The 15,921-nt window shown below is 66.0% G+C and carries 14 protein-coding genes and 2 tRNA genes; 3 read left to right on the forward strand and 13 right to left on the reverse strand.

The genetic code is table 11. The features are described from left to right. Positions 1-4: 4 nt before the first annotated feature. The 5 genes from fumC to HDG37_RS12240 all read right to left on the reverse strand — a co-directional run bounded on the left by fumC (position 5) and on the right by HDG37_RS12240 (position 6,494). Positions 5-1,402, reverse strand: coding sequence for a class II fumarate hydratase (gene fumC, locus HDG37_RS12220; RefSeq protein ID WP_184047515.1), 1,398 nt, complete (start codon positions 1,400-1,402; stop codon positions 5-7). Between the two features lie 15 nt (positions 1,403-1,417). Next, a complete protein-coding gene (locus HDG37_RS12225; protein ID WP_184048119.1) occupies positions 1,418-3,019 on the reverse strand; it encodes a phospholipase D family protein in 1,602 nt (533 codons plus the stop codon). A gap of 249 nt (positions 3,020-3,268) precedes the next feature. Then, positions 3,269-4,228, reverse strand: coding sequence for a bile acid:sodium symporter family protein (locus HDG37_RS12230; RefSeq protein WP_184047518.1), 960 nt, complete (start codon positions 4,226-4,228; stop codon positions 3,269-3,271). 328 nt (positions 4,229-4,556) lie between these two features. After that, positions 4,557-5,981, reverse strand: coding sequence for an MATE family efflux transporter (locus HDG37_RS12235; RefSeq protein ID WP_184047521.1), 1,425 nt, complete (start codon positions 5,979-5,981; stop codon positions 4,557-4,559). Positions 5,982-6,275: 294 nt separating this feature from the next. Next, the gene (locus tag HDG37_RS12240) at positions 6,276-6,494 is read right to left on the reverse strand and encodes an RNA-binding S4 domain-containing protein (RefSeq protein ID WP_184047524.1); all 219 of its coding nucleotides are present in this window, start codon (positions 6,492-6,494) and stop codon (positions 6,276-6,278) included. Positions 6,495-6,829: 335 nt separating this feature from the next. Between HDG37_RS12240 and HDG37_RS12245 the strand changes: the two genes are divergently transcribed. Both HDG37_RS12245 and HDG37_RS12250 read left to right on the forward strand, forming a co-directional pair. Further along, complete coding sequence (locus tag HDG37_RS12245; RefSeq protein WP_184047529.1) at positions 6,830-7,354, forward strand: hypothetical protein; 525 nt, start codon at positions 6,830-6,832, stop codon at positions 7,352-7,354. Between the two features lie 95 nt (positions 7,355-7,449). Continuing rightward, positions 7,450-9,645, forward strand: a complete 2,196-nt coding sequence (locus tag HDG37_RS12250; RefSeq protein WP_184047532.1) for an ATP-dependent helicase — start codon at positions 7,450-7,452, stop codon at positions 9,643-9,645. Positions 9,646-9,734: 89 nt separating this feature from the next. Here the strand turns inward: HDG37_RS12250 and HDG37_RS12255 are convergent, their stop codons facing one another. From HDG37_RS12255 to fdxA, 8 genes are all read right to left on the reverse strand, one after another. Continuing rightward, positions 9,735-10,502 carry a DUF4088 family protein gene (locus HDG37_RS12255; protein WP_090801217.1) on the reverse strand — a complete coding sequence of 256 codons (768 nt, stop codon included), beginning with the start codon at positions 10,500-10,502 and terminating at the stop codon, positions 9,735-9,737. A 334-nt stretch (positions 10,503-10,836) separates the two neighbouring features. Next, positions 10,837-11,160, reverse strand: a complete 324-nt coding sequence (locus HDG37_RS12260) for an AzlD domain-containing protein (protein WP_184047537.1) — start codon at positions 11,158-11,160, stop codon at positions 10,837-10,839. Beyond that, on the reverse strand, positions 11,157-11,918 hold the full coding sequence (locus HDG37_RS12265) for an AzlC family ABC transporter permease (protein WP_184047540.1): 762 nt from the start codon (positions 11,916-11,918) through the stop codon (positions 11,157-11,159). The genes HDG37_RS12260 and HDG37_RS12265 overlap by 4 nt, the downstream gene beginning before the upstream one ends. A 180-nt stretch (positions 11,919-12,098) precedes the next feature. Further along, positions 12,099-12,941, reverse strand: coding sequence for an AraC family transcriptional regulator (locus tag HDG37_RS12270; RefSeq protein ID WP_184047543.1), 843 nt, complete (start codon positions 12,939-12,941; stop codon positions 12,099-12,101). A 121-nt stretch (positions 12,942-13,062) separates the two neighbouring features. Beyond that, positions 13,063-13,539, reverse strand: a complete 477-nt coding sequence (locus HDG37_RS12275; RefSeq protein ID WP_184047546.1) for a CreA family protein — start codon at positions 13,537-13,539, stop codon at positions 13,063-13,065. A gap of 159 nt (positions 13,540-13,698) precedes the next feature. Continuing rightward, positions 13,699-13,774: transfer RNA gene (locus tag HDG37_RS12280), tRNA-Asn, on the reverse strand. A 61-nt stretch (positions 13,775-13,835) separates the two neighbouring features. Then, positions 13,836-13,911 (reverse strand) — tRNA-Asn (locus tag HDG37_RS12285). 118 nt (positions 13,912-14,029) lie between these two features. Continuing rightward, positions 14,030-14,353, reverse strand: a complete 324-nt coding sequence (fdxA, locus tag HDG37_RS12290) for a ferredoxin FdxA (RefSeq protein WP_090801209.1) — start codon at positions 14,351-14,353, stop codon at positions 14,030-14,032. 291 nt (positions 14,354-14,644) lie between these two features. On the opposite strand from fdxA, the gene pncB reads away from it, so the two are divergent. Then, positions 14,645-15,841, forward strand: a complete 1,197-nt coding sequence (pncB, locus tag HDG37_RS12295) for a nicotinate phosphoribosyltransferase (RefSeq protein WP_184047550.1) — start codon at positions 14,645-14,647, stop codon at positions 15,839-15,841. Positions 15,842-15,921: the final 80 nt, after the last annotated feature.

Below are 15,921 nucleotides of genomic sequence, written 5' to 3' on the forward strand. Positions count from 1 at the left end.
ATCATCATGCGGTGCGTCCGACCATATCCTTCGGTCGCACCCACTCGTCGAACTGCTGCTCGGTGACATAGCCGAGCGCCAGCGCCGACGCCTTCAGCGTCGTGCCTTCCTTGTGCGCCTTCTTCGCGATCTGCGCGGCCTTGTCGTAGCCGATGTGCGGATTGAGCGCCGTCACCAGCATCAGCGATTCGTTGAGCAAGGTATCGATGCGCTCGTGATTCGGCTCGATGCCGGCCGCGCAGTTGTCGTTGAAGCTGTGCGCGCCGTCGGCGAGCAGGCGCACCGACTGCAGCACGTTGTGCGCGATCATCGGACGGAACACGTTGAGCTCGAAGTTGCCGCTCGCGCCGCCGATGTTCACGGCGACGTCGTTGCCGAACACCTGCGCGCACAGCATCGTCAACGCTTCGGACTGGGTCGGATTGACCTTGCCCGGCATGATCGAGCTGCCCGGCTCGTTTTCGGGGATCGACAGCTCGCCGAGACCGCAGCGTGGGCCGCTCGCGAGCCAGCGGATGTCGTTGGCGATCTTGTTCAGGCTCGCGGCCACCGTTTTGAGGGCGCCGTGCGCGAATACCAGCGCGTCGGCGGCTGCCATCACCTCGAACTTGTTCGGCGCCGACATGAACGGCAGACCGGTCAGCTTGCCGATCGCGGCGGCGACGCCGTCGGCGAACTTCGGGTGCGCGTTCAGTCCCGTGCCGACCGCGGTGCCGCCCTGCGCAAGCTCGTACAGATGCGGCAACGCCGACTCGACGTGCCGGATGCCGTGCTCGAGCTGCGCGACATAGCCCGAGAATTCCTGGCCGAGCGTGAGTGGCGTCGCGTCCTGCAGGTGCGTGCGGCCGATCTTGACGACGTCGGTGAACGCTTTCGCCTTGCCGTCGAGCGTGTCGCGCAACGTCTTCAGCGCGGGCAGCAGATGCTTGACGATGGCATCCGCGGCAGCCACGTGCATCGCGGTCGGAAACACGTCGTTCGACGACTGCCCGCGATTCACGTCATCGTTCGGATGCACCTTGCGCGCTTCGCCGCGCTCGCCGCCGAGCAGCTCGCTCGCGCGGTTGGCGATCACCTCGTTCAGGTTCATGTTGGTCTGCGTGCCCGAGCCGGTCTGCCAGACCGCCAGCGGAAATTCGTCCGGATGTTTGCCGTCGATGATCTCGTCGGCCGCCCGCATGATCGCGCGGGCCTTCTGCTCGTCGAGCACACCGAGGCCGAGGTTGACCTCGGCGGCCGCGCGCTTGATCACGGCGAGCGCGGTGATCAGCTCGGGCGACTGCTTTTCCGTCGAAATCTTGAAGTTCTGCAGCGAGCGCTGCGTCTGCGCGCCCCACAGGCGGGCGTTCGGCACCGCGATTTCGCCGAACGTGTCGCGCTCCATCCGTACGTCTTCAGTCATGGTTGACTCCGCTTCTCAAAGTTCCGAGTTGACAGGCAATAACGAGAATAGACCCGTTAGCGCATTCCGGTAAAAACCGGCCTGCGGATCGAAAATGTAGGTGCGTGTCTGGCCGTTCTCGACGTCGGTCCAGACGAGCGGCGACAGGGGCGCGCCGATCGAGCGCAGATAGGCGAGCTGGGCCGCGTCGGCGAGCGTCACGTGGTAGCTGTGATCGGGCTGGATGGCGCGCTCGAAGATGCCGGCGACCTGATTCGCGAGTTCGGGGCTGTGGATCACGAGTGCGAGCTCGGTGTTCAGATTGGCCGAGCGCGGGTCGAGGTTCATCGAGCCGATGACGAGAATCTGGTGGTCGATCACATAAGTCTTCGCATGCAAACTCGCGCGCGAACGCGAGCCGACCAGCCCCACGTTCGGCGTGTCCTGGAATGACCTGAATTCGTACAGTTCGACGCCAGCCTTTAGCAGCGGCACCCGGAACGGGCTGTAGCCGGCCTGCACGGCGACCGCGTCGGTAGCCGCGAGCGAGTTGGTCAGCACTGCGATGCGGATGCCGCGGCGCGTGAGCTCGCCGGCCGCCTGCACGCCCGACGCGTGCGGCACGAAGTAGGGCGACACGATCAGGAAGTCGTGCTGCGCGTCGCGCATCAGTTCGCGCAGCCGCGCGAGCGGCGGGCTCACGTAGTCCGGCGACGGATGCGCGATCTTCTCCGGCAGGTCCGCCCAGAATTCCGCACCCGCCCACGTGAGGCCGAGCTGCCCGCTCGTAATCTGCGCGGCGAGCGGCGTCGCGTTCAGCGGTTTCGCGTTGTACGGATCGGCATTGGTGCGCCAGTGGTGGCGCAGGTCGTCGCGCGTCTGGTCGAGTTCTTTCTGGTCGAATTTCTGCTTGTTCAACGCACGCAGCGGATAGGCGAGGTCGCTGTTCCAGTAGTCGTCGAAACTCGCTGAGACTTCGGCGACGATCGGGCCCGCCGCGAGCACGTCCATGTCGCGGAACTGCAGCGTTTCACTGGCGCTGAAGTACTCGTCGCCAAGATTGCGCCCGCCGACGATCGCGAGCTGGTTGTCCGCGATCATCGCCTTGTTGTGCATGCGGCGCGTGAAGTGGCCGATCTGCGTGAACACGTTCGTGGCGCGCTCGAACATGCCTTGCTGGGCGCTGCCGAACGGATTGAAGACGCGAATCTCGATGTTGTCGTGCGAGTTCAGCCCCGCCATGATGCGGTCGATGTCCTTGAAGTTCAGATCGTCGACCAGCATGCGCACGCGCACGCCGTGATCGGCCGCATACAGCGCGGCGCCGAGCAGCAGCTTGCCGGTGGTGTCCTCGTTGGCAATGTAGTACTGCATGTCGAGGGTTTTGGTCGCCGCGCGCGCGAGCGCGATGCGCATCTGCAGCGCGTCGGTGCCGTTCGCCAGCACGCGAAAGCCCGACTGCTCCGGATGCTTCGCCTCGAACGGCGCGAGCGCTTCGCGCAGCGGCGTATCCGCGGTGGCGGGGAGTGCGTGCGTGAGCTGGCGGTTGAACGCGGTGGCGGGCGGCTTCGTCGCGCAGGCGGTCACAAATGCCGCCGCGCAACAGAGCAGGAAAAATTGCCTCGTCGTGCTGACTATCGAGTGGCGGCGCGCGGCCCGCCGATGTTGTTCGAATTGGCCCTGCACGCTGTTTTCCCCTTGTTTAGCAAGCTTTTCGCGTGGCGACAGCGAAGGCCTGCGCACGCTGTCGAGAAAACCATTCTAAGGGAATTGGGGCGCGTGTTCGTCGCTCGTCTGCAAACGCAGCAGCGTGCCGCGCGTCGGTCGGGAGGGCGCCGCGGTTCGGTGATCCATCATCCGATGCGACCGCGGCGCGCGGACGCTCTATCAGACGCGCCCGGCGCGCAGCGCGCGCTCGTCATCGGGATGGGTCGAGCCTTTCGCCGGGCGACCCGCCCACACTCCCGCGAGCAGCGAGCCCGACAGGTTGTGCCAGACCGAGAACAGCGCACCCGGCAGCGCGGCGAGCGGCGTGAAGTAGAGCTTGCCGAGCGTCGCGGCGAGACCGGAGTTCTGCATGCCCACTTCGATCGCGAGCGTACGGCAGACGGCTTCGTCGAAACCGAGCAGACGGCCGCCCCAGTAGCCGCCGAGCAGGCCGATGCCGTTGTGCAGGATGACGCCGACCATCACGACGAGGCCCACCGACGCGATGCTCTTCTGCGTGCCGCCCACCACCGCGCCGATGATCAGCACGATCGCGACCATCGACACGAGCGGCAGGATCGGTTCGATCTTGCGCACGAGCTTGCCGAACAGATGATTGACGACGAGACCGACGACGATCGGCAGCGCGACTATCTGCAGGATGCTCATCAGCATGCCGTGCACGTCGACGACGATCGACGCGTCGACGTAAAGGCGCGTGAGCAGCGGGGTCGCGAACACGCCGACGAGCGTCGACAGCGCGCTGATCGTCACCGACAGCGCGACGTCGCCGCGCGCGAGATAAATCATCACGTTCGACGCGGTGCCGCTCGCGACGCTGCCGACCAGCACCATGCCGGCGGTCAGCTCGGGCGGCATGCGCAGCGCCCTGGCGATGACCCACGCGGCGAGCGGCATCACGAGGTAGTGCAGCACGATGCCGGCGATCACCGGCGCGGGCCGCGAAAACACGCGCAGGAAATCGCCGGCCGACAGCGTGACGCCCATCGCCAGCATGATGATCGTGAGGAGCGTGGTGACGTGCGGCGCAACGCCGGAAAACGAGGCCGGCGAGAAGTACGCGGCGACCGAGACGAGCACGGCCCAGAGCGGGAACAGGCGGGTGACGCGGGCAAGCATGGCGGGTGGTCCTTGGTTATGTTGTATCGCGGGAAAGCGGGGGCTGCGGCGCGGCCGGATGTCGGCCGGCGATGCGGCGTTTGCCGCGCCAAAGCGGGTGAAGCGGCTACGGCCAAGCGCCGTGGCGAAAGCGCGGCAAAAACGGGCGGCCAATTGAAGCCGCACGCGAAGCGGGCAATGGTGAGCGCGCGAGCGGCGCCAGTCCGGCGCCTGCCTTCGTGAGGTGCGCCGTCGTGCGGTTCGTGGCGCGTGAGCGCGGGTTAGCGCTCGCGGGCCGCGGCGGCCATTTTACCTTTTACAGGGAGTGCTTCAGGAGTGGGGCTTGCCGCTACTTCGCTCGAGCCGAGCGCGCGGGCGGCGTGGCCGATGCCGCCGTCGGCGCCTGCCGCTGGCTTAGCCTGTGAAAACGCAGCGTCATCAGCAGCGCGACGCTCGCGAGACCTGCGGCGAGCCCCCACCACAAGCCGCGCGCGCCGAGGCCGGCGTGAAACGCGAGCAGATAGCCGGTCGGAAAACCGATCACCCAGTAGCCGAACGCGGCGGCGATCATCGGCACGCGCGTATCCTTCAGGCCGCGCAGACAACCGGAGCCCACCGCCTGCATCCCGTCGACGATCTGGAAAATCGCCGCCACGCCGAGCAGCGAACTGGCGAGCGCGATGGTCGGCGCGTTGGCCGGGTCGTCCAGATGCAGATACAGACCGACGATCCAGTGCGGCGCGGTGATCAGCACGAGGCCCGACATCGACATGAAGCCGACGCCGAGTGCGAGCGCGACGAAGCCCGCGTGGCGCGCGGCGAGCGGCTGACCGGCGCCGGCCCAGTAGCCGACCCGCACGTTGGCCGCCTGGCCGATCGACAGCGGCACCATGAACGCGACCGACGCGACGTTCAGCGCGATCTGATGCGCGGCCAGTTGCGATTCGCCGAGCAGGCCGACCATCAGGCCAGTGGCGAGGAACAGCGTCGACTCGACGCCGTAGGTGATCGCGACCGGCCAGCCGATGCCGAACAATTCGCCCATCAACGGCAGCTTCGGCCGCGTCGCGACGACGAAATGGCGGAAGCGCGGCCGCAGATGCAGTAGCGCCATCAGCACGAGCGCGGTCAGCCACACGGTGATCGTGGTCGCGGCCGCCGAGCCGAGAAAACCCAGCCGCGGCAGCCCGTACGCGCCGTGGATGAGCCCGTAGTTCAGGAAGCCGTTCACGCCGACGCTCGCGATCGACACCCACAACAGGCGCCGTGCCGCGCCGATCGCCGGCAGGAACGAGCGCATCAGACCGACGCCGATCAGGCTCGCGGGTGCGCCCCAACGCAACACCGCCGCGTATCGGCCGACGTTGTGCGCGAGCAGGCCCGGCTCGCCGACCGCGAGCAGGATCCTCGACGCGAACGACAGCAGGATGAACGCCGGCACCGACAGCAGCACCGACAGCACGAAACCGGTCCAGTAAATATGCGGCACCCGGCCGTCGTCCTGCGCGCCGCGCGCGTGCGCGACGCTGACGCTGACCGAGGTCAGCACGCCCTGCAGCAGCGTGACGACGACGAAAAAGAGGTTCGCGCCGAGGCCGCCGGCGGCGAGCGCATCGGGGCCGAGCGAGCCGAGCAGGATCGTGTCGGTGACGCTCATCGCCATTTGCGACAGTTGCGCGATCGCGAGCGGCGCGGCGAGCCGCGCGGTGTCGGCCGCGTGGCGGGATAGGGTCGGCGGCCGGCTGGCCGCGCGGGCGAAGCTGGGTTGAGTCATCGAATGCCTGACGGCGAAAAGTGGCAGCGGTGGCAACAGCGGTGGCGTCAGCGAAAGGCGGGCGCGAGCGGCGCCGCATTGCATCTCGCCGCGTGCTCCGACGGGCGTTGGAGCGGCCGGGCAGCGGGCGGGAAAAAAACGCGACGCGGCGCCGAGCCGGTCAGCCGACCCCTCGCCCGTGGCGCGGTCCGTCGTTTACCTGTCGAAACCGACAGCTTATTGCCTCCCCCGGCCGCTGTCGATGGACGACGCACGTTTCTGGTGCGTGCCGTCCTGCGATTTTCCGGACTGTCGTCAGCTTTCGTGGACCGCGATCCGCGTATCGCCGAGCAGTACGACCTGGCCCGCGCGGATCTTGCAGGTCTTACGCGTCTCGACCCGGCCATCGACCATCACGGCGCCGTCGGCAACCATCATTTTCGCGGAGCCGCCACTATCCGCGAGGCCCGTGATCTTCAGCAGATTGTGGAGTTCGACGTATTCGCCGGTCAGCGTGAAATTGAGGTTGGGCATGGCGTTTGCACCTTTGGGCACGGGGTCGCGTTGGGGTTCGCATCATAAAGCAAGCGCACCCGGAGTGGCGGCGCGGCCATCCGGCGAGCCCTTCGCGCAAGCAAATGAAAGTAGATGTTATTCAGTCGTCGGAAAGTGAAACGTTCCGTAACGCTGGTCGCGCCGGATGGATTCCACTCCTAGAGTGCAGTTCAGCAGCAAAGCCCGCTGGCTTCCGGGATCGCTCCCCGGCCGTCCATCCAGCGACGCACAGACCGGACGAGGCGCGCGCGACGTTCTGTCATCACGACGCCAGAGAGTCCGCCCGTGTCACAACAACTCCAGAGAGGATAACCATGACCCAGATTCGTTCGCTCCTGATCGGTACCGCCCTCACTGCTTTTGCCGCGACGGCGGCCGTTGCGCAGACCGCGCAGCCGGCAGCAGGCATCGGCGCTCAGGCGCAGATCCAGAGCCAGAGCCAGGGCGCCGCCGACATGGCGCCGCCGTCCGCGGCTGGCGTCCAGCGCATGCAGGTGGCGCCTTCGACGCAAGGCATGCAGCAAGTCCCGGGCGCACCCGCCGCGCAAGGGGTCGAGGCGCCGCCGCCGGCCCGTTTGACGGCTTCGGGCTCGACCGACCCGCTCGTGCAGAAGCGCGACGCCGACGCGAAGGCCAACGCCGAGTATCGCGCGGCCAGGAAGTCCTCGAAAGCGGAATTGAAGGCGGAGCAGAAGGCCGCGAAGGACCAGTACAAGGAGCAGGTGCGCGGCGCGAAGCTGAACCAGAAGGCGGACAAACAGACCGCCAATAACGAAATGAAGATGAACATGGAAGGGCAGGCTGCCGCGCAGGGCGATGGCGCGGACGTCAAGCACTAAGCCCTGCTGGATGCCGCGGCGCGCGGGTCTGCGAGGCTCGCGCGCCGCGGGCGGATAGGCGCCCGAAAAAAGGGGCGCTTGTCGCACGAGGTTGTATGGATATACAGTGTGCGTCGCATCCTGAAAATCCATCCAACCCGCGAAACCGATCAGTGTCCACCGTCGCCGAGTCCGCTCCGTCGTTCGATACCGCCGCCTGGCTAGCGAAGCTCAACGACGCCCAACGCGAAGCCGTCGAATACGGGTCCGACACGCCGGACGCGCTGCCCGGCGCGCTGCTCGTGATCGCGGGCGCCGGCTCCGGCAAGACCAACACGCTCGCGCACCGCGTCGCCAATCTGGTGGTGAAGGGCGCCGATCCGCAGCGCATCCTGCTGTTGACCTTCTCGCGCCGCGCGGCGCTCGAAATGATCCGCCGCGTGACCCGCATCGCGGGCGCCGCGGCCACTACCGTCGGCCCACGCGCCGCGCTCGCGCAAGGGCTCACGTGGGCGGGGACCTTCCATAGTGTCGGCGCGCGGCTGTTGCGCGAATACGCGGATCTGATCGGCCTCGCGCCCGCGTTCACGATCAACGACCGCGAAGACTCCGCCGACCTGATGAACCTCGTGCGCCACGAGCTTGGACTGTCCGCGAAGGAGCGGCGCTTTCCGGCGAAGGGCACCTGCTTCGCGATCTACTCGCGTGTCGTCAACACCGGCGCATCGCTCGGCCAGGTATTGGACCGCGCGTTTCCGTGGTGTCGCGAGTGGGAGGACGATCTGCGCCGGCTGTTCGCCGCATACGTCGACGCCAAACAGAAGCAGAGCGTGCTCGACTACGACGATCTGCTGCTCTACTGGTCGCACATGGCCGCCGAGCCCAGCATCGCGGCCGATCTGTCGGCGCGTTTCGATCATGTTCTGGTCGACGAATACCAAGACACCAACCGCCTGCAGGCGTCGATCCTGCTCGCGATGAAGCCGGACGGCCGTGGCCTGACCGTGGTCGGCGACGACGCGCAGTCGATCTATTCGTTTCGCGGCGCGACGGTGCGCAATATCCTCGACTTTCCCACGCAGTTCGAGCCGCCCGCCAGGCAGGTCACGCTCGAGCGCAACTATCGCTCGACCGAGCCGATTCTCGCCGCGTCGAACGCGGTGATCGAACTCGCGAGCGAGCGCTACACCAAGAATCTGTGGACCGACAAGGCGTCGGCGCAGCGCCCGCGCATCGTCACGGTCGCCGACGATGCCGCGCAAGCTCGCTACGTCGTCGAGCAGGTGCTCGAGGCGCGCGAGCAGGGCGTGAAGCTGAAGTCGCAGGCGGTTTTGTTTCGCACCGCGCATCACAGCGCCGCGCTCGAGATCGAGCTCACGCGCCGCAACATTCCATTCGTCAAGTTCGGCGGGCTCAAATTTCTCGACTCGGTGCATGTGAAGGACGTGCTCGCGGTGCTGCGCTGGGCCGAGAATCCGCGCGATCGCGTCGCCGGCTTTCGCGTCGTGCAGTTGCTGCCGGGCGTCGGCCCGGCCACCGCGGCGAAGGTGCTCGACGACATCGTCGCGCGCGCGGACGGCGGCGATCCGGTCGCGACCGCGGGCGGTGTGCTGGCCGCGTTTGCGGCGCCCGCGCGCACGCAGGAAGACTGGCATCCGTTCGTCAAGCTGATGTCGAGCGTATACGGCCGACAAACGCCGTGGCCCGCCGGGTTCGAGATGGTGCGGCGCTGGTACGAGCCGCATCTGGAGCGCAACCACGAGGACGCCGCGATCCGTCACGCGGACCTGCTGCAGATGGAAAGCATCGCGGGTACGTATCCGTCGCGTGAACGCTTCCTGACCGAATTGACGCTCGATCCGCCCGACGCGACCAGCGACGAATCCGGCGTGCCGCTGATCGACGAGGACTACCTGATCCTGTCGACGATCCATTCGGCGAAGGGTCAGGAGTGGCGCAACGTGTTCGTCCTGAACGGCGTCGACGGCTGTATTCCGTCCGATCTCGGCACCGGCAGCGACGAGGAAATCGACGAGGAGCGGCGCCTGCTTTACGTGGCGATGACGCGCGCGAAGGAAGACCTGCACATCGTCGTGCCGCAGCGCTTTTACGTGCACAACCAGACGCATCTGGGCGACCGCCATGTGTGGGCGTCGCGCACGCGCTTCATCGCCACGCCGATGCTGCCGCTGTTCGACGCCTATGCATGGCCGCGCATTGCGGTGGCGAGCGCGCCGAGCGCGGCGGGGCTCGCCGCGGCCGCGCAGGCGAAGATCGAGATCGCGGCGAAGCTCAGGAAGATGTGGGATTGAGCGGCTAGCACCGCGCATTGGGATCGACTCGCGGGCAGGGGCCGCGTTTATCCGACGAAGGGACGCGCGCCGCGCGGGTCAGTGGAAGCTCAGCGCGACTGCCGCTGCTGTTGCTGCGCGACCGGAGGCGGCGGCACGAAGAAATTGCGCAGCCATGCCGCGAGCCGCGAGAACACGTCGTACGGCTCCTCGACGAAAATCTCCGGCTTCAAGAGCCGCAGATACTCCATGATCTGCTGCGCTTCCTGCTTCTGGAACGTGCCGTGCGAAATGCCTAGCCGCAACAGCCCACGCAGTTCGCCGAGCTTCTCGCGCGCGGTGCTGCCCACGCTCGTCTCGCACGCGACCTTCGCCTCGTAGACGCGCTGGCGCAGCGATTCGACGAGCCGCCATGCCGGCGTCTGCATCACTTCCTCGAGTGCCTGAATGTCCTGCACGGTGCTCTTGATCTGCGAGGCGAGGGGGTCGACCAGCGTCGCGTCGCCTTCCGCTTCCTTGACGATTGCGGCGGCCCAGTCGCGGCATTGCTTGGTGAGCTCCTCGGGCGTCCATTCCGAGCGCGCCGCGAAACCGAAGCCGAACTCGCCCGCCTGCCGCATCAGGATCGACACGACGTCCGGGAATTCCTTGTCGAGCGTGCGTTTGGCCCACGCGTACTGGCCGCCTTGCAGCATCCGCTGTACCGCGTGCTCGGTGAGCGGCACCATGTTGTCGAGCAGCTTGGCGCGTAAGAAATCCTCGAACGACGGCGTCGCGAACTGCGGATCGAGCTTCAGCGAGACCCGTAAAAAAGCCTCGAAGTCCTTGCGCAGCGACGCGACGGTCTCGTCCTTGAGCTTCAGGGTGATTTGACCCATGTGTTATCCCGTTTAATGCGGCCGCGCGCGGCGCGCCGTCGCAAGATCGCCCGGCCGCTTGCGCACCGAGGCGATGCGACGCCGGTTGCCGACGCGCTTGATCCAGCCTGTTGCCGCGTAACCAGCGGGACGACTCCCGATGAGCGGACCTCGACTGCATATCGGCGGGGTGGCGGGAAACTTGAGGGCGGCCCGGCGACGCGTGGACGCTTTGGAGGGAAGCTTCGGGCGATGGCCCGCTTGGGAGTCGCTTGAACGGGAGTGCGCGGCCCGCGACGCGGCGAGGTGTCGACGGGACCGCTGATGAGTCGATGAGCGTAGAGACAGGGCGCGCTTACTTCAGCACCACGCACTGCCAGACGAAGAACGCGCCTAGACCGACTGCGATCGTCAGCAGCGGCCGGCGCGTCAGCGCGCTAACGACGATCGCGGCGAGCGCGCCGACCAGCTGCGGATTGCGCCAGCTCAGCTCGGCGTTGTTGCCGTGCGGCGACACGGCCATCGGGACGATGATCGCGGTCAGCACGGTGACCGGCACGAAGCTAAGCGCGGCGCGCAGAAGCGGCGGGAACACGAGCCGGTCGCCTAGCACGAACACGGCCGCGCGGATCAACCACGTAATCGCGGCCATGCCGACGATCAGAACGACGTAGTTCATCGCGTGGCCTCCACGGGACGGCGCGCGCCACGCAGGTTCAGACGCGACATCGACAGCAGCACGCCGACCGCGACTCCCGCGAACACTGCGCCGAGCAAGCCGAGCTTGTACGGCCACGCCTGCCAGAAAAACGCCAGCGTGCCGGCGGTGACGGCCGCCGCGATATAGCGCAGCGCGACCAGTTGCGGCACGACGATCGCAATGAACGTCGCCACCATCGCAAAGTCGAGACCGAGCGACTGCAGGCCGGGGAAGGCCGCGCCGAACAGCAGGCCGGCGACGGTCCATAGCTGCCAGTTCAGATACATCGCGACGCCGGCGCCGAAGAAGTAGTACGGGCCGACCGTGCCCGGCTCGCGATGCCGGTAGTGCTCCCACGCGACCGCGAAGACTTCGTCGGTGAGCAGCGCGCCGAGCGCCCAACGCCAGCGCTTCGGCAGATGCGCGACGTGCGGTGCGAGCGTCGCGCTATACAGCACGTGACGCAGATTGACGACGAGCGTGGTCGCCCAGATGACGGCGAAGCTCGCATGCCCGGCGATCAGGCCGAGCGCGATGAACTGCGCGGAGCCCGCGAAAACGACGAGCGACATCAACTGGCCGTGCCACAGATGCAGCGGGCTGGACGTCACGAGCGTGCCGAAAATGACGCCGAACGGCGCGGCGCCGACCATCATCGGGATGATGTCGCGCGCGCCGGCGGCGAATTCTTTGAGATGGCCGCCCCCGGTGGGCTGGCCTTGGGTGGAATCGGTCAATCTAGGCCTCCTTGATGTCGGAAGCATAGCGGCTGACCGGCGTTCGGACTTGTACGTTCTTGCGGCGGGTTGCGGATGGGGTGCTACGGTGTAGCGGGGGGGGATGGCTGATGACGGGCTGACGGATTGCGGCGGCACGCTCACGGCGCGCGGTGCAGGCGCCGGCGGTGCCGCATCGCGTTACGAACCGCGCTGCGTTCCTTGCCATTGGCCCGGCGGCACGCCGAACATGCGCCGGAAATGCCGCGTGAAATGGCTCTGATCGGTGAAGCCGCTCGCGGCGGCGACGTCGGTCACCGGGACGCCGGCGCGCAACGGCGCGAGCGCGCGCTGCAGGCGCACCTGATTGCGCCACGCGTGGGGCGGCAGGCCGGTCGATTGGGTGAATAGCCGCGCCGCGTGGAACGGCGACAGACCCGCTGCCTTCGCGACCTCAGCGAGCGTCACCGGTTCGACGAGGTCGCCGGTCAGACGCTCCTGCATCAGTGCGACGCGAGTGTCGTCGGTGGCGACGCAAGCGGTGGCGGGGCGCGTCCGCGCATAGCGGACCAGCAACGTGGACAGCGCGTCGAGCATCGCGGTTTCGGCGGCGAGCGCGTCGTCGCCGGCTTCGAGGAGGCGGTGGGCGTGCGCGAGCCGCATCGCGAGATCGGAATCGCGGATCACGCCGGGCGCGAACCACGGTAAGGCCTGCGGCTTGCCGGCGACTTCGTCGGCCAGCGCGCAGAGGAACCCGACCGGCGCATACATCACGCGATACCGCCAGCCCGCCTCGACCGCCTTCGACCCCGTATGCAACTCGCCCGGGTTGATGACCGGCACGCTGCCCGCTTCGGCGACATGGTGCTCGCCGCTATACCGATAGCATTCCGCACCCGCGACGATCACCGGGATCGTGTAGGCGTCGTGCCAATGCGGCGCGAACTCGTGATCGTGATATTCGGCGGTGAGCAGATCCGCGCCGGGCAGTAGCGGCGTGCGCCAGTAGCGGGCGGAATCGCGGAAACGAGGGGTGGCGGTCATGACGAAAGTCTGGCTGGACCGGTCAGTTTAACGCGTCGTTGTCGGGGACGGCGGCGGGTGTGCAGCGCCGCGCCGCATGCCGCGGGTGCCGTCAATTGCCGGTACTTGTCCTGACTTGCCCTTACTTGACCGGAATCGTCGTGCCAGTGGGCATCGGCACGGCGCTCACGCTGTTTTTCGCGCTGCCGCTGACGACGCGGTCGCTGTAGGTCAGATAGACCAGGGCGTTGCGCTTCGTGTCGACCACGCGCACCACGTGTAGCGACTTGAAGATCAGCGACATGCTGACCGAGAACACGTCGGCCTTCTGCTTGACGGGGCCGGTGAAATGCAACTCCCCGAGCTGGCGGCACGCGATCGACGCCTCGGTCGGATCTTCGGCGATGCCGAGCGTGCCTTTGACGCCGCCCGTCCGCGCCCGCGACACGTAGCAGGTGACGCCTTGCACGATGGGATCGTCATAGGCTTCCACGACCACGCGGTCGGAGCCGGTAACGTGAAAATTCGTATTGACGCTGGCGATTTCTTCGCCGCGCGCCGAAGAAAGCAGCAGGGCGCCGGCGGCCGCGAGCGCGATGCGTAGCGAGGTGGATTTCATGAGCGTGCCGGTTGAGTGTCTGGAGTGGGCCGACGCCAGAGCGGGGCGAAACGTGCGCCGTGAAGTCGCCATCGTATAACGGCGCGGGGCGCGCGTGAGGCTGTCCATCGTGGCACAAAAACAAAAAGGCCCGCAAGGATGCGGGCCTTTCAATTTTTTTGGCTCCTCGACCTGGGCTCGAACCAGGGACCTACGGATTAACAGTCCGGCGCTCTACCGACTGAGCTATCGAGGAACAGCAGTACAACTTGATCTACATAAAAAAACCCGTCTGATTAACGGGCTTTTGCAATTCTTGGCTCCTCGACCTGGGCTCGAACCAGGGACCTACGGATTAACAGTCCGGCGCTCTACCGACTGAGCTATCGAGGAACAGAACAACAACAGCAGAGAAGCGAAATTGTAGAGGCAGCTGAAACGTCTGTCAATACTTCGGCGTTCATCCTGATACTGAATCTGAACGGCCAAGGCAGGTGACAGGCGGCAGCGCTCAGCGCGCGAGCAGCGCGAGCTTTTCCTTCACATCCTTGAATTCCTCGGCTTCCGGCAGCGGTGCCTTGGTCTTCGTGATGCTCGGCCACGCTTTCGCCAGGTCGGCGTTCAGCGCGATGAAGTCCTGCTGGTCGCCCGGCACGTCTTCTTCGGCATAGATGGCGTTCACCGGGCACTCGGCCACGCACACGGCGCAGTCGATGCATTCATCGGGGTCGATCGCGAGGAAGTTGGGACCTTCGCGAAAGCAGTCCACCGGGCACACATCGACGCAGTCGGTATAGCGGCACTTGATGCAGCTTTCGGTCACAACGTGAGTCATTCAGGCAGCTCCTGCATGCGGAATCGGGGAGGGCGCGGACGCCAAGACAACTATTGTAACGTAACGTCAACAGGCGCATAAAGCATCGGGCCGTGCGTCTTATATGTTTTTGTGATTAGTTTATGGGGTGCCCCGAGCGGCCGCGCAATGGCGGCGAAGGCCCGGTGGGACGCTGGATGCGGACGCATTCGGGTAACATGCATCAGGTTGGCGCGCCGCTCGGTTCAGCGCGCCCGTTGCAAGGGTGCAGTGAGCCCTTTTCGTTTTTTCAGCGGTCCAGTTCGTACCATCATGATTATTACTTCGCTGCTCGATACCGATCTGTACAAGTTCACGATGATGCAGGTGGTGTTGCATCACTTCCCCGCCGCCAACGTGGAGTACCGCTTCCGCTGCCGCACGCCGAACGTCGATCTGGTGCCGTACATCGACGAGATTCGCGACGAAGTGCGCAAGCTCTGCGAACTGCGTTTCACCGACGACGAACTCGACTACCTGCGCCGCATGCGCTTCATCAAGGGCGACTTCATCGAGTTCCTCGCGTTGTTCCATCTGAACGAGAAGTACATTTCGATCACGCCGTCGCCGAAGGGCAATGGCGAAATCGACATCGACATCAAGGGGCCGTGGCTGCATACGATCCTCTTCGAAATTCCGATGCTCGCGATCGTCAACGAAGTCTATTTCCGCAACACCCAGCAAACGCCCGACTATCACGTAGGCCGTGGCCGTCTGCTCGACAAGATTCAACTGCTCGGCGCTCGTCCGGAGTTCGCCGACTGCAAGATCGCCGATTACGGCACGCGCCGCCGCTTCTCGAAGCAGTGGCACGAGGAAGTGATCCTCACGCTGAAGGACGGTCTCGGCGAGCAGTTCGCCGGCACGAGCAACGTCTTCTACGCGATGAAGCACAGCCTGACACCGCTCGGCACGATGGCGCACGAGTACCTGCAGGCTTGCCAGGCACTCGGTCCGCGGCTGCGCGACTCGCAGATCTTCGGCTTCGAGATGTGGGCGAAGGAATATCGCGGCGACCTCGGGATCGCGCTCTCCGACGTGTACGGCATGCAGGCGTTCCTGCGCGACTTCGACATGTACTTCTGCAAGCTGTTCGACGGCGCTCGCCACGACTCCGGCGACCCGTTCGACTGGGGCGAGCGCCTGCTCAAACACTACGAGGCGAATCGTTGCGACCCGCGCACCAAGGTCCTCGTGTTCTCCGACGCGCTCGACATCCCGAAGGTGCTGCAGCTATACGAGCGCTTCCGCGGCCGCTGCAAGCTCGCGTTCGGCGTGGGCACCAATCTGACCAACGACCTCGGCTACAACCCGCTGCAGATCGTGATCAAGATGGTTCGTTGCAACGGTCAGCCGGTCGCGAAATTGTCGGACTCGCCGGGCAAGAACATGTGCGAGGACAAGGCGTATCTCGCGTATCTGCGCCAGGTGTTCGGCATCGCGCAGCCGGAAGAAGAGGCGGCCAGGTAGCGCGCTTTGCGGACTGCTTTTCGGTTCGTCGCCTGACCATGATCTGCTCGCGTTCGGGGGCACGGCCAACAGTGTCGCCG

The sequence above is a fragment of the Paraburkholderia sp. MM5384-R2 genome (assembly GCF_014201025.1).
Taxonomy (GTDB): domain Bacteria; phylum Pseudomonadota; class Gammaproteobacteria; order Burkholderiales; family Burkholderiaceae; genus Paraburkholderia; species Paraburkholderia tuberum.

Bases quoted from the DNA above. Each gene is read 5' to 3' on its own strand.
- fdxA (WP_090801209.1), bottom strand. From the start codon at position 14,353: ATGACTCACGTTGTGACCGAAAGCTGCATCAAGTGCCGCTATACCGAC.
- HDG37_RS12235 (WP_184047521.1), bottom strand. From the start codon at position 5,981: ATGACTCAACCCAGCTTCGCCCGCGCGGCCAGCCGGCCGCCGACCCTA.
- HDG37_RS12270 (WP_184047543.1), bottom strand. From the start codon at position 12,941: ATGACCGCCACCCCTCGTTTCCGCGATTCCGCCCGCTACTGGCGCACG.
- HDG37_RS12250 (WP_184047532.1), top strand. From the start codon at position 7,450: ATGGATATACAGTGTGCGTCGCATCCTGAAAATCCATCCAACCCGCGA.
- HDG37_RS12255 (WP_090801217.1), bottom strand. From the start codon at position 10,502: ATGGGTCAAATCACCCTGAAGCTCAAGGACGAGACCGTCGCGTCGCTG.
- fumC (WP_184047515.1), bottom strand. From the start codon at position 1,402: ATGACTGAAGACGTACGGATGGAGCGCGACACGTTCGGCGAAATCGCG.
- pncB (WP_184047550.1), top strand. From the start codon at position 14,645: ATGATTATTACTTCGCTGCTCGATACCGATCTGTACAAGTTCACGATG.
- HDG37_RS12245 (WP_184047529.1), top strand. From the start codon at position 6,830: ATGACCCAGATTCGTTCGCTCCTGATCGGTACCGCCCTCACTGCTTTT.
- HDG37_RS12275 (WP_184047546.1), bottom strand. From the start codon at position 13,539: ATGAAATCCACCTCGCTACGCATCGCGCTCGCGGCCGCCGGCGCCCTG.
- HDG37_RS12240 (WP_184047524.1), bottom strand. From the start codon at position 6,494: ATGCCCAACCTCAATTTCACGCTGACCGGCGAATACGTCGAACTCCAC.
- HDG37_RS12230 (WP_184047518.1), bottom strand. From the start codon at position 4,228: ATGCTTGCCCGCGTCACCCGCCTGTTCCCGCTCTGGGCCGTGCTCGTC.
- HDG37_RS12260 (WP_184047537.1), bottom strand. From the start codon at position 11,160: ATGAACTACGTCGTTCTGATCGTCGGCATGGCCGCGATTACGTGGTTG.